20 protein-coding genes are annotated in these 21,315 nt (G+C 62.1%); 6 read left to right on the forward strand and 14 right to left on the reverse strand.

Translation table 11 applies throughout. The features are described 5' to 3' along the window. Positions 1–375 precede the first annotated feature (375 nt). The 4 genes from U8326_RS06240 to U8326_RS06250 all read right to left on the reverse strand — a co-directional run bounded on the left by U8326_RS06240 (position 376) and on the right by U8326_RS06250 (position 4,684). Positions 376–1,719 carry a hypothetical protein gene (locus U8326_RS06240; protein ID WP_324742997.1) on the reverse strand — a complete coding sequence of 448 codons (1,344 nt, stop codon included), beginning with the start codon at positions 1,717–1,719 and terminating at the stop codon, positions 376–378. A gap of 150 nt (positions 1,720–1,869) precedes the next feature. Further along, a complete protein-coding gene (locus tag U8326_RS06245) occupies positions 1,870–2,595 on the reverse strand; it encodes a hypothetical protein (protein ID WP_324742999.1) in 726 nt (241 codons plus the stop codon). 398 nt (positions 2,596–2,993) lie between these two features. Further along, on the reverse strand, positions 2,994–3,383 hold the full coding sequence (locus U8326_RS16420; RefSeq protein WP_416385516.1) for a tlde1 domain-containing protein: 390 nt from the start codon (positions 3,381–3,383) through the stop codon (positions 2,994–2,996). After that, positions 3,383–4,684 carry a hypothetical protein gene (locus U8326_RS06250; protein ID WP_324743001.1) on the reverse strand — a complete coding sequence of 434 codons (1,302 nt, stop codon included), beginning with the start codon at positions 4,682–4,684 and terminating at the stop codon, positions 3,383–3,385. Before U8326_RS06250 ends, U8326_RS16420 begins: the two co-directional genes overlap by 1 nt. 70 nt (positions 4,685–4,754) lie before the next feature. Here U8326_RS06250 and mazG point away from each other — a divergent pair, with 70 nt between their 5' ends. Further along, positions 4,755–5,537: a nucleoside triphosphate pyrophosphohydrolase gene (gene mazG, locus U8326_RS06255; protein WP_324743002.1), complete on the forward strand. Its 783-nt coding sequence runs from the start codon at positions 4,755–4,757 to the stop codon at positions 5,535–5,537. Here the strand turns inward: mazG and hflX are convergent. The 7 genes from hflX to dusB all read right to left on the reverse strand — a co-directional run bounded on the left by hflX (position 5,514) and on the right by dusB (position 14,789). Further along, positions 5,514–6,785, reverse strand: a complete 1,272-nt coding sequence (hflX, locus tag U8326_RS06260) for a GTPase HflX (RefSeq protein ID WP_324743003.1) — start codon at positions 6,783–6,785, stop codon at positions 5,514–5,516. The two genes, mazG and hflX, sit on opposite strands and share 24 nt — an antisense overlap. 47 nt (positions 6,786–6,832) lie before the next feature. Further along, positions 6,833–7,402, reverse strand: coding sequence for an RNA chaperone Hfq (hfq, locus tag U8326_RS06265; RefSeq protein WP_324743005.1), 570 nt, complete (start codon positions 7,400–7,402; stop codon positions 6,833–6,835). A 161-nt stretch (positions 7,403–7,563) separates the two neighbouring features. After that, the gene (locus tag U8326_RS06270; protein WP_324743007.1) at positions 7,564–8,949 is read right to left on the reverse strand and encodes a sigma-54 dependent transcriptional regulator; all 1,386 of its coding nucleotides are present in this window, start codon (positions 8,947–8,949) and stop codon (positions 7,564–7,566) included. 31 nt (positions 8,950–8,980) lie between these two features. After that, positions 8,981–11,197 carry an ATP-binding protein gene (locus tag U8326_RS06275; protein ID WP_324743009.1) on the reverse strand — a complete coding sequence of 739 codons (2,217 nt, stop codon included), beginning with the start codon at positions 11,195–11,197 and terminating at the stop codon, positions 8,981–8,983. 91 nt (positions 11,198–11,288) lie between these two features. After that, positions 11,289–12,701: a nitrogen regulation protein NR(I) gene (ntrC, locus tag U8326_RS06280; RefSeq protein ID WP_324743011.1), complete on the reverse strand. Its 1,413-nt coding sequence runs from the start codon at positions 12,699–12,701 to the stop codon at positions 11,289–11,291. A gap of 19 nt (positions 12,702–12,720) precedes the next feature. Then, positions 12,721–13,776 (reverse strand): two-component system sensor histidine kinase NtrB, encoded by a 1,056-nt coding sequence (locus U8326_RS06285; protein ID WP_324743013.1) that lies wholly within the window; start codon positions 13,774–13,776, stop codon positions 12,721–12,723. Further along, positions 13,773–14,789 carry a tRNA dihydrouridine synthase DusB gene (gene dusB, locus U8326_RS06290; protein WP_324743015.1) on the reverse strand — a complete coding sequence of 339 codons (1,017 nt, stop codon included), beginning with the start codon at positions 14,787–14,789 and terminating at the stop codon, positions 13,773–13,775. The genes U8326_RS06285 and dusB overlap by 4 nt, the downstream gene beginning before the upstream one ends. 78 nt (positions 14,790–14,867) lie before the next feature. Here dusB and U8326_RS06295 point away from each other — a divergent pair, with 78 nt between their 5' ends. Genes U8326_RS06295 through U8326_RS06305 form a run of 3 tightly spaced genes read left to right on the forward strand, consistent with a single transcriptional unit; the run spans position 14,868 to position 17,069 of the window. Continuing rightward, complete coding sequence (locus U8326_RS06295) at positions 14,868–16,025, forward strand: bifunctional 2-C-methyl-D-erythritol 4-phosphate cytidylyltransferase/2-C-methyl-D-erythritol 2,4-cyclodiphosphate synthase (protein WP_324743017.1); 1,158 nt, start codon at positions 14,868–14,870, stop codon at positions 16,023–16,025. 31 nt (positions 16,026–16,056) lie between these two features. Next, the gene (locus U8326_RS06300; protein WP_324743019.1) at positions 16,057–16,575 is read left to right on the forward strand and encodes a hypothetical protein; all 519 of its coding nucleotides are present in this window, start codon (positions 16,057–16,059) and stop codon (positions 16,573–16,575) included. Beyond that, positions 16,572–17,069 carry a CinA family protein gene (locus tag U8326_RS06305; RefSeq protein ID WP_324743021.1) on the forward strand — a complete coding sequence of 166 codons (498 nt, stop codon included), beginning with the start codon at positions 16,572–16,574 and terminating at the stop codon, positions 17,067–17,069. The genes U8326_RS06300 and U8326_RS06305 overlap by 4 nt, the downstream gene beginning before the upstream one ends. Here U8326_RS06305 and U8326_RS06310 read toward each other — a convergent pair. Both U8326_RS06310 and lipA read right to left on the reverse strand, forming a co-directional pair. Continuing rightward, positions 17,030–17,491, reverse strand: a complete 462-nt coding sequence (locus U8326_RS06310; RefSeq protein ID WP_324743024.1) for a type II toxin-antitoxin system RatA family toxin — start codon at positions 17,489–17,491, stop codon at positions 17,030–17,032. The two genes, U8326_RS06305 and U8326_RS06310, sit on opposite strands and share 40 nt — an antisense overlap. Further along, complete coding sequence (gene lipA, locus U8326_RS06315) at positions 17,491–18,426, reverse strand: lipoyl synthase (RefSeq protein WP_416385517.1); 936 nt, start codon at positions 18,424–18,426, stop codon at positions 17,491–17,493. Before lipA ends, U8326_RS06310 begins: the two co-directional genes overlap by 1 nt. Positions 18,427–18,481: 55 nt before the next feature. Here lipA and U8326_RS06320 point away from each other — a divergent pair, with 55 nt between their 5' ends. Continuing rightward, positions 18,482–19,132, forward strand: coding sequence for a carbonic anhydrase (locus U8326_RS06320; protein ID WP_324743028.1), 651 nt, complete (start codon positions 18,482–18,484; stop codon positions 19,130–19,132). 35 nt (positions 19,133–19,167) lie between these two features. Then, positions 19,168–19,890: an NYN domain-containing protein gene (locus tag U8326_RS06325; RefSeq protein WP_324743030.1), complete on the forward strand. Its 723-nt coding sequence runs from the start codon at positions 19,168–19,170 to the stop codon at positions 19,888–19,890. A 58-nt stretch (positions 19,891–19,948) separates the two neighbouring features. Here the strand turns inward: U8326_RS06325 and U8326_RS06330 are convergent, their stop codons facing one another. Continuing rightward, positions 19,949–21,265, reverse strand: a complete 1,317-nt coding sequence (locus tag U8326_RS06330) for a hypothetical protein (protein ID WP_324743032.1) — start codon at positions 21,263–21,265, stop codon at positions 19,949–19,951. Positions 21,266–21,315 lie beyond the last annotated feature (50 nt).

Here is a 21,315-nt window from a genome sequence, read left to right on the forward strand (position 1 = left end):
GATATGGAGCGACTGTGTGTGTGACATACCGCATCGGATCGCGTATCGGCTCCGAATGCTCATACTACTCACTTATTTAACATAATATATATTATCATCCCGGACTTCAGTTTAAAAAAGAGGCTCTCGCCTCAATACTTTGCTTTTCCCGGCTTTTTCGCTTCGGTCTGGATCATCGGACCGATGGCCCGCGAAACATTGGAGACCGGGATTTGCTCCACAACAATGCGGAGCGTCTGGGCGCTTACACGACTACCAGAACGGCGCCGACTTGCCGTGCTACGTCGAGCACGACGGGCGGGAGAACGCCGACTTGTGTAAGAACGCCGACGGCTGCTAGCGCGACGGTAAGCCATTTAGTCAATCCTTCCTTCATTACCAAACTGCCTTCAAATCTACCTGCGCGTCCAACATGGCCTGCAGGTAATCGTTAAACTCCATCATCGAATGATCGAGCGCCGACCCCGTATTGCGAGGGATCGTCCGGTTTATATAGCCGAGAATTTTATCCTGTATCTCGTTCTTGATGATGTTTTCCACAGCTGTCTGAACATCGACCTTATGGAAGTTGTGGTAAAGCGCCTGCGCTTTGCAATCAGCATTGTCTATGCCGTATTGTCCCGCCTGATCGATACCGAAATCAGAGCGGTTACACTTCCACTTCTTGCGGGTTTCCTCAGGCAAAGCCTCATACAACGCGTCAACGACTTCGGCACTTTCTGACATCTTGTCCAATATCTTGAACAAGGCAATGCCGATCCGCGCGGAACGCGACAGCATCTTGCGTTCACGCTCACGACGACGCGGCGGCCTTCGGCGGCGCGGCCGCGCGGGATAGATACCGGACAGACCAATAGTCTTAGCGACAGCAACCGCAGGTTGCGTCTCGGTTGCGGTATCCGTTGCCAGATCAGGCTTAGGCTCCAACTCAGGCACGGTTGGCATACCCCGCATGACATTAGGGTTCATCGCCGTGCCGATGGCGGGCGCTGGCTGCATCTGCACCTCATAATGTTCCGGCACCTCATCGACATAGGGAGGCTCAACCCATGTCGTTTTCTTGAGCCACCGCTGAGACGGACGCACGTCCTTCCAACCATTGGTGCGCACCTCATACATCTCGTAATTGATCGAATTCGGCCAAGGCGGGGCCAACGTAACTACCCGTGGTGCCCAGCGGGTCCCCTCAACATTGTAGCTTGGCGAGTAAGGTGCCACCGAGCCACAGGAGCTATACCCCTGATTAAGAGCCGGAGATTGAAGCGGACGGTTACAGTCCAGCACGAGATCATAACTCGGCTTCCAATTATAATATCCCGGCTGATACGGCTTGTGCTTGAAATGGTAATACCACGCATCATAGCCGTCCAGATTGTCCTTTAGGTCCATAAGCGGACCCAGCCACGGAACAATACGCCGCCCCAAGCCACCGAAGCGAGGGCCACGCGCAGGGAGGCGATACGGCGGCAACTTCTTTGGGGCGGACGTAGGAGACGGAGAAGCCTTAGGCTCCTTGAACCAGTCAGGCTTCTCAGGTGGCCATGTGCCTATCTGAGGCGCACGGCGGTGCGCGGGTAAAACCCGCTTACCCGGATTTAAAGGCCGATGCTTAGGCGACTTATAGCCCGGATCGCCTTCCGTTTTCGGAACTGGCACATCGGCAAAATCGGACGGGCGGAACTTCTTAGTCGCGCCCTGTTCAATAACTTCGTTGCTCATTTCATACACCTATCAACAAAAGACTTTATCGTGGTCAAAACGAGGTAGGGTCACTACCCTACACTCTTGGGTTTGCGGAGATCGCTTCCGCTCCCCCTTCCCCTTTTGACAGAGGATTTCCCTTCCGGGTGCGGTTTGCCCGCTCCCGCGTCACTGCTTCGCTGCGTTCCGTATCAAGCCTGCGGGCTGTCCATACCGCCGAGACGCTCTAACGCGCGTCATGGCGGACTTGCTGATGTATTTGCAGACATACCCAACATGGGCGACTTCACCCGCTGGAACGAGCCGAAAATTGGAGAAGCCGTAGCTCCACTTTTCTTCCAGCGTTCTCTTAGCTACGGGCTGTCCCCGTTCATGCAAGAGAAGGTGGAAGTGCGGAAACTCGTCTTTGTGTGGTTCGCACACAAGCAAATACCTCAGTTGCGCGCGTGACGCTTTGCGCACACGCTTCATCCATCGCGTGACCTCAGGCTGTAGCTCCCGAGCGATGGCGCGGGTCCGTTCAACGCTGCTTAGGCTCGACAGGCTTTCGCAGCGGGTGTTGGACACCCGTTTGTCGGCCAGCATCGTCGCCTGAAAACGGCGTTCAGGCGAGACGGTCAGAGTGCCGAACCATGTTCTCATCGACCAGCGGACCTCATCCATTGCCCGCGCCGTCCAGAGGCGGCGCTTGTGAGCAAGGCACCGAGCGCACTTGCGGCAACGGACCCGGACGTAGACCGTCCGGGTTGCCGGTTCCTTAAAGTCACCGAGCATTCCATGCCCCTCGACATAATCGAGGTCATCATCGTCTTGCCATTGGCCAAGACGGGCCAGTGCCACCGATCCCACCCCGCGCAAGGCGCGGTCAACAGGCGACAGGCAGTCGCCATGCATCTCCGCAGCGTCGGAGCCTGCGATATGCGCTTGCCACGCATAGTCCGTTGCGGTTCGCAGGGGGATTTGAGGGATCGGCTGTGAGCGCACAGGGTGGTGTCACTTGTGCAGGTATAATCAAGTCCCCGCTTCGCGGGATATAACTGCACAGATTGAGCGGGCTTATCAGGGACGCGGGAGGCCATCGGACTGGAACCGCTCGGCTCCCCCCGCGTGGAGACGTCCAGACAAGACCAGACGCCGTAAGGGGTAAGCGTTGGGGGCGACTGCCCCCAACACCCCCGACTAGTTGTCGTTTCGGGCATAGTGCGCGATGTCACGCCTTTGCCAGTATGGCAGCACGAACAACGACATGAGACAGGTCATGTTGCGATGCCGGAGAGAGTGCCAGAACCTACTCATGGCACGACCGTCAGAACGGGATCGGCTCCAGCGAGTAATTCTCGCCGGAGTCGTAATCGAGCGGCGCGGTCGATAACGATACATCCCGTGGATGCACTCCGGTTTCTGGCTCGGTTGTCCCCGTGTATCCAGAAGCCGGTTCGACCGAACGTTTCGGTTCCTTCGAGCGGGACGAGCGCATAGGCCGGATACGCGAAACGCGGATGCGAACGCTCGTAGATGCGATAACGACCTTGAGGGATCGGTCCGCATGACCGAACTCGAGCCTTCTCAGGATCATTAATGCAATCCTTAGCCCCAGCGTAGCCAATGGCGATAATGCCAGCGCCTGAGCCGCGCTCAGACACGAGCCTTCCACTACGGGTTTCATAACGGAAGCCCCCCATCACTGCGCAACCCAAGGACCGGCTTGCGTCTCGCGAACCTTTCCCTGGATATGCAAGGAAACGTATCCGTCCTGGCGGACATGGTTCGCACCAGCTTCCGAAACAAACAGGCCCTTGGCCATGGCCTCGGTCGGATATTTGTAATCCTGATGATTGTCGCCCGGAGGCAACGCGAGCAGGTGATTGGCATAATCAGCCGCCAAAGCCGCGTTGTCAGTCCATGCCTTCATATTCTGGAACTGATCCCCATGCAGGAACAAATCACGCATCTCGACCCAATAGCTATCGGTCGCGGTCGCACGATCCCCGAGAGGACCGCCGTCAGCCGCGAACTTTTTGAAAGCCGTGTCTGGCAAAGGAATGATCGAATTTTCGTTAAGATAATTCGGTATCCAGTCCCATGCCCGCGTCAGGTGAGCCGCAAGATTGCCTGCCAGACCGCCGAAGTAAACCTTCGGCCGCGTGATCGACAAACCGATAACAAATCCGGGTTCCTTAAAGAACTTCGGATCGCGCTTGCCGTTCTTGAACACCCAAGACACGGCAGAAGACGGTGAACCATCCGCCGGATTAATCGTGTTACTCGGATATTGGAAATCCGAATAGCGCGCGAGCAATTCCGGTTTCTTCTCATCAACAGCTTCAGGCACCGTAATACCATACGAGCGTATGAAATCCTCATACGACATATCAGCCACGCCAATCTGGCGGAGCTGATCGTAAGCCTCATAGAGCGCCTGCAATTGCTCCATATTGGTCGGACTATCGCCAGTAGCACCCGGATCAGTCGCCAAAGGCGCATCGTCCTTATCCGTGATGCTATCCAGCCAGAGACGATCGCGGATTTGCACGATGGGCATACCATCGGCAGTTAGATAATCCCCGAACGCTTCACCTTCGTCCCTGAAATGCGCCTCAATAATTGAGATGACCGAGCGCTTGAGATAGTCAACGCCGCCCTTCGCCGTATACCAAGGGCCGGACGAATTGGCGACACCGAGCGTTGCGGAAATATCCGTGTTGAGCGGATCAATGAACATCTCCCTGATTGCATCCACCAACAGCAAAGTCACCGGCACGTAGAAGAAGTAATATTCCTTCTTCCAACCGATGATCGAGTTTTTGATGGGATCAGAAATAACCCGGCTCTCGAAATACAGGTTCTTGAGCGTCTCGCCCGGAAGCACCGGCGCGATCATAAACGGTTGCGCCGTGAACGGGATTTCCTTCGTCATAAAGGGGTGCTTGGGATAACGCCCGACGCGTTCGGTCGGGTTCAATGGCGTCAATGCACGTGCCATCTGGACTTCTCCATAGAGAAGAAGTCCGGGAATTTCACATATTCGCAGGAATATATATTATCATTCTGATATGTCCGAACAGCTTCATCGCCTCCTCTCGATAATGGCCCGCCTGCGCGATCCGGAGCACGGCTGCGAATGGGACCGCGCGCAGGATTTTGCGACGATAGCGCCCTATACGATCGAGGAGGCCTATGAAGTTGCCGACGCAATCGCGCGGGCCGACTTCCAGGAGCTGCGCGAAGAGCTTGGCGACCTTCTGCTGCAAGTGGTGTTCCATTCGCGCATGGCGGAAGAAGCCGGCCTGTTCGATTTCGAGGATGTCGCTCGCTCTATTGCCAGCAAGATGGAAGCTCGCCACCCCCATATCTTCGGCGACGGTGCTTCCGGCGAGGAAGATCGCGAAACGCGCTGGGAAGCGATCAAGGCCCGGGAACGGGCCGCCAAGGGCGCCAGCAGCGCGATGGACGGGATCGCTCTCGCGCTTCCAGCGCTCCTGCGCGCCGAAAAGCTCCAGAAACGCGCCGCCCGGGACGGCTTCGACTGGCCCGATCCAGACGGCCCTGCCGCCAAACTTTCGGAAGAGGCCATGGAACTGGCCACGGCATCCTGCGACGATACCAGATTGGAGGAAGCGGGCGATCTCCTGTTCGCCGCGGTCAATCTGGTGCGGGCTTACGGCATAGCGCCGGAAGACGCCCTGCACGCCGCAAACCGCAAGTTCGAGCGGCGATACCGCGCGATGGAAGCCCTGGCAGGCCGGCAGGGCCGATCCTTCGCGGGGCTTTCCCTGGAGCAACAGGAAAGGCTGTGGCTGGACGTGAAATCGTCAGAGAGTGACAAAACGCCCTAGCTCGCGTTGCGTGAGGCGGACGTCCAGCTTGCGCAACGGGCCATCCTCGCCCTCTCCCGCATCGTCCTCGGCCAGCACTTCGCCATGCGCATGAAGCCAGGCAATCCGTTGCCCATCGCTGGCGGGGAGCACGAAGCTATGCACATGCGCCCCTTCGGTCAGGATCGAACCGAGGCGTTTCAGCAAAGGCTCGGTCCCTTCGCCGGTCAGCGCGGACAGGATGACGATGGAATCGTCCCCGGCGGCCGCGGCCGCAAGCTCGCTCCTGCGCTCCTCGGAAAGCAGGTCGGACTTGTTCCAGACTTCCAGAATGGGAATCCGGCTGTCGCCCCCTTCTCCCTCGATGACGCCCAGCTCGGCAAGCACGCCAAGCACTTCCTGTCTCTGGGCCGCACTGGCCGGATTGGCGATGTCGCGAACATGCAGGATGAGGTCGGCGCCCGTCACCTCCTCCAGCGTAGCGCGAAAGGCCGCGACAAGCTGGGTCGGCAGATCGGATATGAAGCCGACCGTATCCGAGAGGATCGCCTTTTCCACTCCGGGCAGCGCGATTGCCCGCATGGTGGGGTCCAGAGTGGCGAAGAGCATGTCTTCCGCCATGACGCCAGATCCCGTCAATCTGTTGAAAAGAGTTGATTTTCCGGCGTTTGTGTAACCCACCAGGGCGATCACGGGCCACGGCGCCTTCCCCCGCCGCTCGCGATGAAGCGCCCGGGTTCGCCGGACCTGGTCCAGTTCCTTCCTCAGCCGTCCCATCCGGCCGCGGATCATGCGCCGGTCGGCTTCGATCTGGGTTTCGCCCGGCCCGCCCAGGAAGCCGAAGCCGCCGCGCTGGCGCTCAAGGTGAGTCCAGCTCCGCACAAGCCGGCTTTGCTGATAATCGAGATGAGCAAGCTCCACCTGAAGCCGGCCTTCGGCGGTGGCCGCCCTTTCCCCGAATATCTCGAGGATCAGGCCGGTGCGGTCGATGACCTTTCGCTTGAGGCGTTCTTCAAGATTGCGCTGCTGGATTGCGGAAAGCGCGCCATCGACGATGACCAGTTCCGCATCGCCCTGCTCGCAAGCGGTGCCGATGCGCGCGATCTGCCCTTCCCCGAACAAGGTGCCGGGGCGGACATCGCGGATAGGAATGACGAAACCTTCGGCCACGACGATCCCGATCGCCAGGGCAAGGCTGCATGCTTCCTCAAGCCGTTCCTCCGGCTCGATGCTGGCGGGCCGCCCCCGGATATCCGGGCATACGACCACGGCGCGCGCGCCGCGCGTTACCTCGCCCGCCAGTTCCTCACCGAAAATCAGTCTTCGTCGCTTTCTTCATCCACATCGCCGGTCAGGTCCACAGGGACAGCCGGCTGAATGGTGGATACCGCATGCTTGTAGGCAAGCTGCACATAGCCTTCGCGCTCCAGCAAAGTGCAGAACAGATCGAAGGCGGCGATCTTGCCTTGCAGCATCACGCCGTTCACCAGGAACATCGTCACCTGCACGCCGGCGTCCCGCACGCTGGTCAGGAACACATCCTGCAGCAGGCGCTGCTTGCGATTCACCTCGCCAATCGCGCCGAACTGCCGCGCATCGAGCGGCTGGCTGGGCATCACCGTGGAAATGGCATGCTTGTATACCAGCTGGGACTGGCCATCGCGGCGCAGCAGGATCGAAAAATTGTCGAACCAGGTCACGATTCCCTGCAGCTTCACGCCCTTGACCAGGAACATCGTCACCGGGGTCTTGTTCTTGCGCAGCAGATTGAGAAACGCGTCCTGCAGATTCTGGCTCTTTCCCGTCACGGCGGGCGCTGGCGGCGTTTCCTCTTCAACCGCCTTCGACGGCCGGGAACGGACAGACAATGTCTTGCCAGTGGTCATTTCGCTGACTCCTTTTGTTGGCGACGATGGCAAACGCCGCATTCTGGCCCCCATAACTGCGCTTAGATGAGCAGAATATGACAACCGGTTTGAATTGCTGATTTTATGGATTTTTGCGAAATCAGGCAATGCGTTTTTTGCAATAGCGAAAAAGCCCTTGCCTATTCCTCGTCTTCATCGAGCTTGCGGTCGGCCATCCCGAGCAGTTTCAGCTTCCGGTGAAGGGCGGAACGCTCCATCCCGATAAAGCCCGCCGTCTTCGAAATATTCCCGGAAAAGCGCCGAATCTGGATGCGCAGATATTCCCGCTCGAAACTTTCGCGGGCCTCGCGCAAAGGCACCCCCATCAAGGTGGCGATGCCTGCTTCCCCTTCCCCGCCCTGGCCTGAAATTTCCGGCGGCAGCATGTCTGGGTCGATCCTGTCCAGGCGCTCGCGCGGGGCCAGAATGACGGTCCTTTCGATCACGTTGCGCAGTTGCCTCACATTGCCCGGCCAATCATGCGCTTCCAGCGCGGCCATGGCTTCCGCGCTGATTTCCGGAGGAGAAACGCCCAGCTCGGAGGCGAATCGGGCGAAGAAATGGGTTGCCAGCGCGGGAATGTCCTCCCGCCGGCGCGCCAGAGCCGGCACTTCCACCGGCACGACGTTCAGGCGGTAATAGAGATCTTCCCTGAAGCGCCGCTCCGCGATTTCACTTTCCAGATCCCGCGATGTCGCGGAAACCACCCGCACATCGACGCCGATCTGCCGATTGCCGCCAACCCGTACAAAGCTCTGCTCGGTCAGCACGCGCAGAATGCGGGCCTGGGTGGATTCCGGCATGTCCGCCACTTCATCCAGAAACAGCGTGCCGCCATCCGCCAGTTCCAGCAGCCCGGTGCGGACGAGCTTGCCGTCCGCTTCTTCACCGAACAGTTCCTGCTCGAAGCGCTCCGCCGTTATCCGGGCGGAATTGACGATGACGAAGGCCTTGTCGTTCCGCCCGCTCCAGCTGTGCAGCAGGCGGGCGGCCACTTCCTTGCCGGAACCGGCCGGCCCGGTGATGAGAACACGGCTGCCGGTATTGGCGACCCTTTTCAGCGTCGCCCGCACCTGATTGACGACATTGCTGGACCCGGTGAATTCATCCGCGATCGCGCTGCTCTGCTTGAGCCGCGCGTTCTCCCGCTTCAGGCGCTCCGTCTCCGTGGCGCGCTCCACCAGCAGCAGCAGCCGTTCCGCCTCGAACGGCTTCTCGATGAAATCCACCGCACCCCGGCTGATCGCCGAGACGGCGGTGTCGATATTGCCATGGCCGGAGAATATGATGACGGGAAGGTCCGGCTCGCGGCTCTTGATGGCATCCAGCACTTCAAGCCCATCCATCGGGCTGCCATGCAGCCACACGTCCAGCAGCACCAGGCTGGGCCTGCGCTGGTCGACCGCTTCCAGCGCCGAAGTGCTGTCGGCGGCGGTCCGGCATTCGTAGCCTTCATCGCTCAGCACCCCCGCGACCAGCTCGCGGATATCCCGTTCATCGTCGACGATCAGGATGTCCAGCGCCATATTCCCAAATCCTTTCCTGATTGAGTTTCGATCATTCCGCGGCCTGGCTTCCACCGCGAGCGAGAGGATCGCGCGCGAAATGCAGGGTGACGCAGGTTCCGCCGTCCTCTTCGCTGGCGAAAGTCATCTCTCCGCCATGTTCCTCGACGATCTTGGTCACGATCGCGAGGCCCAATCCCGTCCCTTTTTCGCGGGTCGTGACGTAAGGCTCGACAATCCGCTCGCGATCTTTCGGCAAGCCGATGCCATTGTCCCGCACCTCTATCCGGACGAAATCCCCGTCGCCGGCGAAGTTCACCGAGATCCGTCCCCGATAATCGGGTCCGGCCGTCGCAGCCCGGCTTTCGACGGCTTCCACCGCATTCTTGAGGATATTGGTCATGGCCTGACCGAACTGATGGCGGTCGCAAGCGATGACCTCCGGCGCATCCTCGTCCGCCGAGAAGCTGAAATCGATATCGCTATGGGCGACATCCTGCAGGAAAAGCGCCTGACGGACGAGATCGATCGCATTTTCCGCCCGGAACACGGGCTTGGGCAAGCGCGCGAAGCTGGAAAATTCGTCGACCATCCGCCGCAAATCGCCCACCTGCCGGATAATGGTGCTGGTAAGCTCCTCGAACAATTCCCCGTCCTGCGCGATCTGCTTGCGGTAACGGCGGCTTAGCCTTTCGGTCGCAAGCTGGATCGGCGTGAGCGGATTCTTGATCTCATGGGCGATGCGGCGGGCCACATCCGACCAAGCGGCCTGCCGCTGGTCGATGATCTGGCGCGTGATGTCCTCGAAGGTAATCACATAGCCGGAGGTGGCCGGAGCGATCTTGACCGCCAGGGTCAGCAGATCGCCCTTCCGGCTGTATCGCACAAGCCCGCTCTGGAGCTTGGCGGAAAGCATGCCGGCAAGCTGCGGCGCGACCTGCTCCAGCTCCTGCCCGATAGGCGCCGGCCCCGTATCGTCCGACAGGATCTTCTTGGCAGAGCTGTTCATCAGCAGGATGCGGCCGTCCTGATCCGCCGAGATGATCCCGGCCGTGATCGATTCCAGCACCGCCTCGGTGAAGGCCCGCCGTTCATCGAGCTGGCGGTTCGCCCCCACCAGAGCCATCGTCTGCTGCTCGATCTGCGCGGTCATCCGGTTGAAGGCCCGGTTGAGCGCGCCGATCTCGTCGGCTCCGGTTCGCCCTTCCACGCGAAGCGCATAATTGCCGCCGCCCACCTTTCGCGCGGCGGTGACCAGATCAGTCAGCGGCTGCACCTGCCGGTCCGCATAACGCAGCGCGAACCAGATCGTCAGCCACACCAGGCCGAGCGAGACGAAGAACAGCGCCAGATTGAACCGCAGCTGCAGGACCCGGGCGCGGTGCGTCAGCACCTCATAGGCGTGGCGGACGCTTTGCGCGCGCTCCCACTGGCTTAGCATCAGCGCATCGGAGCCGCGCGCGGCGTAGAGATAGATTCCCGCCGTCCGGTCGATCGCGGTGAAGGCTTCGATCCGGTTCGCGCTGGCGGTGACCACCACCGGCTCGCCTTCGTCAACCCGGCGGAGCATTTCCTTGCTTACGCGATTCATGTTCGGATTCGCCTCCGGGTCCACAATCGCGGCCGTGTTGAGCCGCCCGTCGGGACCCTTCTGGAGGATCGCCGATTCATTCAGCTTCCTGCCCACGACCTGATAGGAATAGCCTTCCGCGAACTCGGGGCTGACGAGGCTGCTCTGGGTCAGATAGGAACGCAAGTCGCCGGCCATGGTCACCGTTTCATTCCCGACATCGCGCAAATTCTGCTCGTAATATCCTCTCGCCAGCTTGTTCGCGTTCTCCAGCATTCCCCTGGAATTGTCCGAGAACCAGAATTCGATTCCGGACTGGAACAGGATCGCCGCGAAGATCGCCACCAGCAGCGTCGGGATCGCGGCGATCAGCGAAAAGAAGAAGACCAGGCGAACATGCAGCAGCCCTGCCCCGCCCATGGCCCGGCGCAATGCCAGCCTGCGCCCGATCAGCACCAGCAGAGCCATCGCAGGCATCAATGTGCCGATCAGCAGGGCGGCCGCGCGCCCCGAAGGCAGCAGATTGCCCTGTTCCGGCTCGGACGAAAAGGCGATCCAGCTGGTTACGACCATGACAGCCAGAATCGCGGCGGAGATTATCTCCAGCAGGAGAAAGAAATTCGCCCGGCGCGACGCCACCAGGGTCCGGCGCCACCATCTCGGCCAATTCTTGCTGAAAAAGGGTGACGCGCCAGCCATAGTTGCCTGATTACAATGCCCCTGTTGCAAAAATGCAAGCCGGTTTTTCGTAAAGTGCGCCAGGGGCAGGCCAGCAGAGCCGGTTTTGCGATCAACCCTGCCCGGTGAATCGATCCGGATCGATCGCAAGCTCCGCCAGGCGCTTGCGCAGGGTGTTCCGATTGATGCCGAGTATCTGGGCCGCTCTCAGCTGGTTGCCGCCCGTCCGCGCCAGCACCAGCTCGAACAAGGGGCGTTCGAATGCGGCCAGCGCACTGTGATAAAGAGTGCCCGCGGGGGCATCGGCTTCCGTCATCCAGTTTTCCACCGCCGCATTGAAATCGGGCGCGCCTCCTTCCGCCTTGGCGGCCGGCCGCTCCTGCAGCAGCGAATGGACCGTTGCCGTGTTGATAACCTCCTCGCGGGCCATCAAGGCGATCCGATACATGAAATTGCGCAGTTCGCGGACATTTCCCCGCCACTGCTGCTGCGTCAGCACCTCGAGCGCGGCCGCGTCGAGCCGATGGATCGGCAGTCCCTCCTCCACGGCCTGATTCAGGAAGTGTTCCGCCAGCGCGGGAATATCCTCGGCCCGTTCCCGCAGAGGCGGCAACTGGATGGGAACGACATTGAGGCGATAGAACAGATCCTCGCGGAACGTGCCGGCCTCGATCATGGGCTGGAGATCGCGATTGGTGGCGGCAACGATGCGCACGTCGATCGCGATTTCCTCCCTTCCGCCAACCCGACGAATCCTGCCGGATTGCAGCGCCCTGAGGAGGCGCGTCTGGGCCTCGAACGGCATGTCTCCGATTTCGTCGAGGAAGAGCGTGCCGCCATTGGCCTGCTCGAACTTGCCGATCGTGCGGGCCACCGCGCCGGTGAAAGCGCCCTTCTCATGCCCGAACAGCTCGCTCTCGATCAGCTCCTTGGGAATGGCGGCGGTGTTCACCGCGACAAACGGCCCGGTCTTGCGATGGCCCAACTCGTGGATCGCTTCCGCGACCAGTTCCTTGCCGGTGCCGGATTCACCCAGAATCAGCACCGTCAGATCGTTGCGCAAGACGCGCGTAATCATGCGATAGACGCCCTGCATTGCCGGGCTGCGGCCGACCAGCGGCAAGCTGTCCCCCCGATCCGGCGCGGGATCGACACTCGCCGCCCTGCTGTCGACCGCCTGGCGGACCGCGCGGACCAGCTCATCCAAATCGAACGGCTTCGGAAAATATTCAAAGGCGCCGGTGTCGCTCGCGCGCACCGCCGTATCGAGCGTGTTCTGGGCCGAAAGGATGATGATCGGCAAATCGGGATGAGCGTGCCTGACGTCGCCCAGGCTCTCTATTCCGTCGCCATCGGTGAGCATGACATCGGTCAGGAGAACATCGTAGTTCCCATCGGCAAGCATCTCATCGCGGCATGAAATGCTCTCGCAGCGGTCCACCTGGAGGCCCTCGGCCTCTAGCGCGGCCTTGATCACGATGGCGATGGATTCATCGTCCTCGACAAGGAGAACCATCTTGCTCATTGCGCAGCCTCACCCGCTCTCATGATTTCGCGACCGGCAGATGAACGCTGAAATGCGTCCAGCCGCCGGATTCGTCGCGTTCATGGCTGATCCGCCCATCCATGTCGCGAACCAGCTTCTTCACCAGCGCCAGCCCCAGCCCCTGCCCGTTCTTCTTGCTGCTGACGAATGGCTCGAAAATATGGTCCCGCAAGACCGGATCGATGCCCGGGCCGTTGTCGCTCACGCGCACTTCGATGGGCAGCCGTATCGGACGGCCGAGACGGATCGCGCTCATGACGAAGCCGCTGACGAACCGGGTCCGGATCATGACCCTGGGATTCTCGGAACGGCTGCAGGCGTCACGCGCGTTGGAGATGAGGTTTATCATCACCTGGACCAGCCCGTCGGCATTGCCCAGCACCGGCGGCAGCGAGGGGTCGAACTCCTCGGTTACGGGAACGCCGGCGTCCCCCGCCGCTTCCACCACCGCGCGGGCGCGCCGGATGACTTCATGCAGGTTGCAGGGGCTGACAGGCTCCGGCTGCTCCCGCCCCAGCGACTGCATGCGGTCGATCAGCTTGGCGATGCGATCCACCTCGTCCGTTATCAGCCGCACCATCGCATGATCGCCGGCAGGCATCTTGCGTTCGAGCAGCTGGGCCGCGCCCCGGATCGCCGCAAGCGGGTTCTTGATCTCATGCGCCAGGATCGCCGGGGTGCGGACCGCAATCGCGCGATCCTCGTCGAGCGTTTCGACCTTTTTCGATTCCTGCAGCGTAATCATCTGCCAGCCAGGCTCGCGGCTGACCGGCGCAATGGTGAGATCGACCTGCCGGGCCGGAAGATGCTCGACCTGCAGGGCCACGCCATGCGCCGCGACCTGGGCGTCACGCTGCGCCAGCCAGTCGTTAAGCCGGGTCTGGTCGAACCGCAGCAGCTTGCTGACGGACTGCCCGACAATCCGGCTCGCTCCAACGCCGAGCAATTGCTCCGCCGCCGGATTTGCCCCGCGAATGACGAGTTCCGGATCGACCAGCAGCACAGCCAGCGCAAGGCTGGCAAGTTGCTGTTGCGCATCGGGGAGCGCGGTCACGCAGCCCTGCGGCAGAGGAACGGTTCGTAGAATCTGGAAAGTTCGTCACGCACCGTTTGCGGATCGTCGATGAAGTTCACCCTGTTCCGGAACTCCGCCGAACCGAACATTCCGCGCGTATACCAGCCCAGATGCTTGCGGGCCATCTTGACCCCCACTTCGGCGCCATAGTGTTCCAGCATGGCGTCGTAATGCGCGCGCACCAGATCATATTGCTCGTTGAAGCCCGGGCCGGGCAAACCCTCGCCGGTCCGCCACCAATGCATGACCTGCCCCAGCAGCCACGGCTGGCCATAGGCGCCCCGGCCGATCATCAGGCCATCCGCGCCGCTCTGCTCCAGCGCCGTCGCGGCATCGGCTATGCCGCAGATGTCGCCGTTGACGATCACCGGGATGGAAACCGCATCCTTCACCTTGCGGACGAAGCTCCAGTCGGCGCTGCCCTTGTACATCTGGCAACGTGTGCGGCCATGCACGGTAATCATCCTCGCGCCGAGGTCTTCCGCGATCCGCGCCAATTCCGGCGCATTGAGCGAGTGATGATCCCACCCCATCCGCATCTTGACGGTGACGGGCACATTCACCGCCTTGACTGTGGCTTCGATCAGGCTGGCGGCAAGGGGAAGGTCGCGCATCAGCGCGGAACCGGCGTCGCCCTTCACCACCTTCTTGACCGGACAGCCCATGTTGATGTCGATGATGGCCGCGCCGCGATCCTCGTTGAGCTTCGCGGCCTCCGCCATTTCCTCCGGAACGCAGCCGGCAAGCTGGAGCGATACCGGCTCCTCCACCTCGTCCCAGGCGGCCTTCTGCAGGGATTGGCGGGTTTCCCGGATCATCGCCGGAGAAGCGATCATCTCCGTGACGTTCAGGCCAGAACCGTAGCGGCGCACCAGGGTGCGGAACGGCATGTCGGTGACGCCCGTCATCGGCGCAAGGATGACCGGGCAATCTATCGTGACCGGACCGATCCGGATCGGCTTGAGGGCCGGAGGGGTGGGAAGCGGGATCATCAGCAATCTGTGCCTAAAAAACAGGCAGCGCATAGTGCATTGCCTGCTTGGGGACAAGCCGGTACGCGCAAGGCCCAGATGTCTGCCTTACCGACCCAAGCGCTCACTCCCTTTGCCGCCGTCATCGTCGCGGCCGGCAAGGGGCTGCGCACGGGGCTTCCGCTCCCCAAGCAATTCGCCCGCTGGCGCGGCGAGCCGGTGCTGCGGCACTCGGCCGAAACGCTGGCCCAGGCAGGCGCCGCGCCCATTGTCGTCGCCATCCCGCCGGGTGCGGACGAACTGGCGGCGGAATGCCTGCACGGCCTGCCAGGCGTCCTGCTCGTCACCGGCGGGGAAACCCGCCAGCAGTCCGTCGCGGCCGCGCTGGAATGCCTCGCCCCGAATCCGCCCGCCAGGGTTCTCATCCACGATGCGGCCCGCCCGATCCTGCCGATGACGGTGATCGAGCGGCTGCTGGGGGCGCTGGAAAAATATCCCGCGGCGATTCCCGTCCTGCCGGTGGTGGACAGCCTGGCGGTTGCGCGTGATGGTGCGATGGCCGGTTCCGCTGCCCGAGAGGAACTGCGCCGGGTGCAAACCCCCCAGGCGTTCCGGTTCCAGCCAATTCTCGAAGCGCACCGGCAATGGAACCCGGCCAGGGAAGCCGGCGACGACGCGCAGGTGGCGCAGGCGGCGGGGCTGGACATTGCCCTGACCGAAGGCGATGAGCGGCTGCGCAAGCTGACTTTTTCGGAGGATTTCGTGCAGGCCCGCCCTCTCATGCGAGTCGGAACCGGATTCGATGTTCACAGGCTGGCGGAAGGCGAGGAATTGTGGCTCGCGGGCGTGCGGATCGATCACAGCCACGGCCTCTCCGGCCACAGCGATGCCGATGTGGCGATTCACGCGCTGGTGGATGCCTTGCTGGGCGCAATCGGCGAAGGCGACATCGGCTCCCATTTCCCGCCGTCCGATCCGCAATGGCGCGGCGCCCGGTCGGGCCAGTTCCTGACCCATGCCGCAGGGCTGGTGCGCAAGGCCGGTTACGAAATCTCCAATTGCGATCTCACGATCATCTGCGAAGCCCCCAGAATCGGCCCCCATCGCGAGGCCATGCGCCGCCAACTGGCGGAATTGGCGGGGCTGGACAGCGGCCAGATCAGTGTAAAGGCGACGACGACGGAAAGGCTGGGCTTCACCGGCCGCAAGGAAGGCATTGCAGCGGAAGCTGTGGTATGCCTGATCCGCGAAGATTGAACGCAGGCACAAAAATCATCAGAGGTATCCTATGCAGCCCAAGCGATTGTCAGCGGCGCTCATCGCGTTTGCCGCCCTGGCCCAGGCCCAGGCCGCGATGGCGGCCGAATGCGTGACCGAGCGGGAAGTATCGGGGCTTGCGATCTACGCCCTGCCTTCGATCGTCAACGGGATCGACCCCATCTGCACCCCGCATCTGGCCTCGGACGGCTATCTCGCGCAAAACAGCCAAGGCCTGGCGGAACGCTATGCCCGGCTTGGCGACGCGAACTGGCCGCTGGCGAAGTCGGCCATGCTCAAGTTCATCGGCGAGAAGGATGCGGGCTTCGAAACGATTGCGAGCCTGCCTGACGAGGCGGTCCGCCCGCTTATCGAGGCAGTGCTGGTGCAGAAGATCGCCGGCGACGTAAAGCCGCAAAATTGCCCGAAGATAGAAAGGGGTTTTGAACTTATCGACAAGCTTCCGCCGGAAACCGTTGGCGAAGTCATCGGTTTCGTGATGGGGCTGGTGAAACCCAAAAGCCCGGAAATCTGCCCGGAACAGCCATGAGCGACTTTATCCTTCCCGACGACATCGTGGCGCTCGCGCGCCGCGTCATCGAAGAAAACGCCAGAGCCGGGCGGCGCATCGCGTTGGCCGAGAGCTGCACCGGAGGGCTGGTCGCGGCGGCGCTGACCGAAATACCGGGTTCGTCCTCGGTGCTGGATCGCGGCTTCGTCACCTACTCCGATCAGGCCAAGGAAGGCCTGCTGGGAGTCGCGAGCGATATTATCGAGACATTCGGCGCCGTCTCGGTCGCCTGCGTCTGGGCGATGGCGCAAGGCGCGCTGAAGAACAGCGAGGCCGATGTGGCCGTGGCGATCAGCGGGGTGGCCGGGCCGGACGGAGGCAGCGAAAAGAAGCCGGTGGGCACCGTCGTATTCGCCCGCGCCCTTCGCGGATCGGAAGAACCCGAAGCGGAAATGCGCACCCTGGACGGCTCAAGCCGGGCGATCGTGCGCCATCAGGCGACGCTGGTGGCGCTGGAATTGCTGCTGCCGTAAAGCTCGTCCGCCCGCGTCTCGAACGCGGCAACCATCTTGCGGAAGGCCCGGTCGAAATATTGGCCGGCCAGGGCCTCGAACACCCGGTTCTTGAAGGTGAACTCGACGGAAAAATCCACCTCGCAACCGCCGTCGGGCAAGGGCGCGAAGGTCCATCGGTTGTCGAGGTCCTTCAATGGCCCGTCGACATAATGCACCTCTATTTCCCGCGGACGCCGCTTGTGGACGCGGGAGGTGAACTTTTCCCGCAAGGCCTTGAACCCCACCAGCATGTCGGCGACCATTTCGGTATCGGAATCCGATTTTACGCGCGTCGCCACCACCCATGGCAGAAATTCGCCATAGCGCCCGACGTCCGCGACGAGGTCGAACATCTGTTCCGCGCTATAGGGCAAGCGCCTGACTTCACGGATGCCGGGCATTACGCTCCCTTCTTCGCAAGCCTGGCGTCACGCGCGGCGCGCATCTGCGCGAAGTCTTCCCCGGCATGATAGCTCGAGCGGGTCAGCGGGCTGGCCGCGACCTGCAGGAACCCTTTTGCCCGGGCAATCGCGCCATAGGCGTCGAAGGCCTGCGGCGTGACGAATTCCTCCACCCTGGCGTGCTTGGGGGTAGGCTGGAGATATTGCCCCATGGTGAGGAAATCGACATCGGCGGAGCGCATGTCGTCCATCACCTGATGGACCTCAAGCCTCCCCTCGCCCAATCCGAGCATGATCCCGGACTTGGTGAATATGCGGGGATCATGACGCTTCACCTCTTCGAGCAGGCGCAAGGATGCGTAATAGCGCGCGCCCGGCCTGATCGTGGGATACAGCCGGGGCACCGTTTCCAGATTGTGGTTGTAGACATCCGGGCCGGCGGCCACGATCGCTTCGACCGCCGGGCGCATCCGCCCCCGGAAATCGGGGGTGAGTATCTCGATCGTGGTGTCCGGCGTATTGCGGCGCAGGGCCTCGATCACCTTGACGAACTGCCCTGCCCCGCCATCCGGCAGATCGTCGCGGTCCACCGAAGTGACCACGATATGCTCCAGCCCCAGCTTGGCGGCGGCCACCGCCACATTTTCCGGTTCATGCGGGTTCACCGCGCGCGGCATCCCGGTCTTGACGTTGCAGAAGGCGCAGGCGCGCGTGCAGACATCGCCCAGAATCATCACCGTGGCGTGCTTCTTGGTCCAGCATTCCCCGATATTGGGGCAGGCCGCCTCTTCGCACACCGTGTTCAGCCCAAGCTCCCGCATCAGATCGCGGGTGCTGAGATAACCCCGGCTGACCGGCGCTTTGACCCGTAGCCAATCGGGCTTTCTCGGCCGATCCGCGATGGAAGGAGTGGAGAGCTTGTTCATGGCGTCCATCTAGTGACAAAAGCTGGCACTTGCCAGTGGCTAGAGCACAAGGCATTGGACATCCATGACGGATGCTTCACCGGAACTGGATCACTTGCTTGCCGGCTACCGGCGCTTTCGGGAGTCGAACTGGATACCGGAACGCGAGCGCTGGTCCCGCCTGCGCGAAGGCCAGGAACCGCGCGTGATGGTAATCGCCTGTTCCGACAGCAGGGTGGACCCGGCCCAGATCTTCGACGTCGATCCCGGCGAAATATTCGTGGTGCGCAATGTTGCGGCCATGGTGCCCCCCTTCGAGACGACGCCGGGGCTCCACGGTGTATCGGCGGCGCTGGAATTTGCCGTGCAGGTGCTCAAGGTGCGTGAAATCCTCGTCATGGGCCATGGCATGTGCGGCGGCGCGAAAGCCGCGCTGACCCAGGAACTGCACGGCAGCGAACCCGGCCAGGGCGGCTTCATCGCGAACTGGATCGGATTGCTGGACGAAGTGCGCGAGGATGTGGTCGCCCATCATGGAACCAGCGGCCACGAGGCCGAGCGGGCGATGGAGCAGGCCGGAGTCCGCGCCAGCCTCGCCAATCTGCGCACATTCCCCTGCATCATCGCCAAGGAACGGTCGGGAAAGCTCAGGCTTCGCGGCGCCTTCTTCGCGATAAGCGACGGCATACTGCATCTCCTCGACGAGAAAAGCGGCACTTTCCACCCCGCCGACTGACTTGCATAGGATCGTGACAGGCGGCATCACGGGGCATGTCTGAAGAACCCCTCAAAAATATCGCCTTGCTGATCGATGCCGACAACGCTTCGCCCGACGGCATCGACCCCGTGCTCACAGCGATGGCCCAGCTGGGGCAGGTCAATATCCGCCGCGCCTATGGCAATTGGGCCAAGCCCGCGCTGCGCCGTTGGGCCACACTCAGCAATCGCTATGGCATTCGCCCCCAGCAGCAGTTCGACCTGACCAAGGGCAAGAACGCGACCGACATGGCCATGACCATCGACGCCATCGACCTGCTGTATCAGGGCAAGGTCGACGGTTTCGGCATCATGAGTTCGGACAGCGATTTCACGCCGCTGGCGACGAGGCTCCGGCAGGATGGGCTGCTGGTATACGGCTTCGGCACGGAAAAGACGCCCGAGGCCTTCAAGACCGCCTGCACCCGCTTCATCGTGGTGGAGGCCCTGATCCGCTCCGACGAGGAAGACACGCCCGTCGAAGCGCCCGCCGCCGAAGCCGCGACGCAGGAAGTTCCGCCGGAAGTGATCGACCTGCTGGGCAAGGCCTGGAAGGCCGCGAAGCGGGACGAGGAAGGGTTCGCCGCGTTGAGCGTGGTGGGGCAACTCGCCAACAACCGCTCGAGCTTCGACGCGCGCAACTACGGCTTCAAGAACCTGATCGACCTGATCCGCGCCGACAATCACTTCAAGGTGAAGATGGTCGGCTCCCACCCCTGGATCAAACGGGTCCGCTGAATCGAAAAGGGCGGCCCCGCACAGGGGCCGCCCTTCCAACCTGATCTCAAGACCGCGTTCAGGCGCCCTTGTTCACTTCCTTGATGCGCAGCAGCCAGAGGTCGGCGACAGGCTTGCGAAGGCCGTTCACCTGCGAGAAGTTCTGAGCGGCTTCCGCATATTTGCCTTGGTCGTATTGAGCGATGCCGAGGCGGGTCAGCACCACATCGCGGTCGGAACCGGCCTTGCTGAGCGCGGCCTTGTAGAGGTCTTCCGCCTGGGCGGCATCGCCATAGTTCAGGAATGCATCGGCCAGCGACTGCGCGACCTTGCCCGAAGCCGCCGACTTGGCGCTTCCGACCTGGCTCGGCAAGGAAGCCTTGTCGGCCGCGATCCGGCCTGAAGCGTTGGTCCGCGCTTCCTGGACCCACTGGTCGGACTTGCTCAGGGCGCCCGTCGCCAGGCCCTTGTCGGCCACGCGGACCACCTCGCCCGGCAGGCGGCGCGGATCGGCCGCTTCGATATATTCCTTGAACTCGCCGCTGACGAACTTGGGATCGTTATCCAGCGCGCCCGCGCGGTCCATCAGCCGGAACAGGTCGAGCGTGGCCTGCGGATCGAGATTGCCGAACGTGCGGACCATCTGCGACGCGTTCAGCCAGTTGAACTTGCTGGGATGCTCCTCCACCAGAAGCTTGGCGAAATCGATGGTCTGCGGCCCGGCCTTGGCGTTGTAGGCCACGACCACCGAGCGGCTGAGCCAGGATTCCGGAACCGGCTTGCCGGCCGCCTTGGTAGCGTCGATCGCCGCGCGGGCGGCGGTCAGCCCTTCCGCGGGCTTGCCGGCCTTGCCGTAGGATTCCACCAGCAGCGGCACCAGCTGCTCATCGGTGACGCCGCTTTTCGCGGCCTCCGAAAGAGCCGTCGCCGCCGTGGCATAATCCTCGGTCGCATAGGCGAAATTGCCGAGGTAGAACTGGAAGGTGGGGATCTGGTCCGGCTTCAGCTCTCCGCTGTCGAGCATGGCTTGCACGCCCCGCTTGCGCAGGGCCATGTCATCGCTCCAGCCGCCCACGGTGACCGCATACTGGCCGGCGATGATCTTGTCCTTGCCGGTGCTGGCAGCGGCCAATGCCTTCTCGATGTCGGGAGTGACGGCCTTGGCGCCCGCGGCCAGTTCCGCCTTGGCGGCGGCATCGCCCGCGTCGGCCTTCGGCTTCAGCTTTTCCAGGTCCTTGAGCTTGGCCTGGACCGGACCCGCCGCAGCGACGAATTCCTTGGAATTGCCCTTCGATTGGGCATGTGCCGCATTGAGACCGAATCCGGAAAGGGCGACGCCTGCTGCAACCGCGATTGCCAGCGCACTACCCGACTGAAACCGGAACAAACCTCGCATGGAAAACTCTCCTCTATTGGCCATCGGATCGGCCTCTGCACCCAGGTGAG

The organism is Tsuneonella sp. CC-YZS046 (genome assembly GCF_035581365.1).
Taxonomy (GTDB): domain Bacteria; phylum Pseudomonadota; class Alphaproteobacteria; order Sphingomonadales; family Sphingomonadaceae; genus JAWKXU01.

Coding starts and splice junctions, on each gene's coding strand:
- U8326_RS06305 (WP_324743021.1), top strand. CDS start 16,572: ATGAGCGACTTTATCCTTCCCGACGACATCGTGGCGCTCGCGCGCCGC.
- U8326_RS16420 (WP_416385516.1), bottom strand. CDS start 3,383: ATGGGGGGCTTCCGTTATGAAACCCGTAGTGGAAGGCTCGTGTCTGAG.
- U8326_RS06310 (WP_324743024.1), bottom strand. CDS start 17,491: ATGCCCGGCATCCGTGAAGTCAGGCGCTTGCCCTATAGCGCGGAACAG.
- U8326_RS06270 (WP_324743007.1), bottom strand. CDS start 8,949: ATGGCGCTGGACATCCTGATCGTCGACGATGAACGGGATATCCGCGAG.
- U8326_RS06300 (WP_324743019.1), top strand. CDS start 16,057: ATGCAGCCCAAGCGATTGTCAGCGGCGCTCATCGCGTTTGCCGCCCTG.
- lipA (WP_416385517.1), bottom strand. CDS start 18,426: ATGGACGCCATGAACAAGCTCTCCACTCCTTCCATCGCGGATCGGCCG.
- U8326_RS06295 (WP_324743017.1), top strand. CDS start 14,868: ATGTCTGCCTTACCGACCCAAGCGCTCACTCCCTTTGCCGCCGTCATC.
- U8326_RS06330 (WP_324743032.1), bottom strand. CDS start 21,265: ATGCGAGGTTTGTTCCGGTTTCAGTCGGGTAGTGCGCTGGCAATCGCG.
- mazG (WP_324743002.1), top strand. CDS start 4,755: ATGTCCGAACAGCTTCATCGCCTCCTCTCGATAATGGCCCGCCTGCGC.
- U8326_RS06240 (WP_324742997.1), bottom strand. CDS start 1,719: ATGAGCAACGAAGTTATTGAACAGGGCGCGACTAAGAAGTTCCGCCCG.
- U8326_RS06245 (WP_324742999.1), bottom strand. CDS start 2,595: ATGCATGGCGACTGCCTGTCGCCTGTTGACCGCGCCTTGCGCGGGGTG.
- U8326_RS06325 (WP_324743030.1), top strand. CDS start 19,168: ATGTCTGAAGAACCCCTCAAAAATATCGCCTTGCTGATCGATGCCGAC.
- U8326_RS06320 (WP_324743028.1), top strand. CDS start 18,482: ATGACGGATGCTTCACCGGAACTGGATCACTTGCTTGCCGGCTACCGG.
- U8326_RS06250 (WP_324743001.1), bottom strand. CDS start 4,684: ATGGCACGTGCATTGACGCCATTGAACCCGACCGAACGCGTCGGGCGT.
- U8326_RS06275 (WP_324743009.1), bottom strand. CDS start 11,197: ATGGCTGGCGCGTCACCCTTTTTCAGCAAGAATTGGCCGAGATGGTGG.
- hfq (WP_324743005.1), bottom strand. CDS start 7,402: ATGACCACTGGCAAGACATTGTCTGTCCGTTCCCGGCCGTCGAAGGCG.
- dusB (WP_324743015.1), bottom strand. CDS start 14,789: ATGATCCCGCTTCCCACCCCTCCGGCCCTCAAGCCGATCCGGATCGGT.
- ntrC (WP_324743011.1), bottom strand. CDS start 12,701: ATGAGCAAGATGGTTCTCCTTGTCGAGGACGATGAATCCATCGCCATC.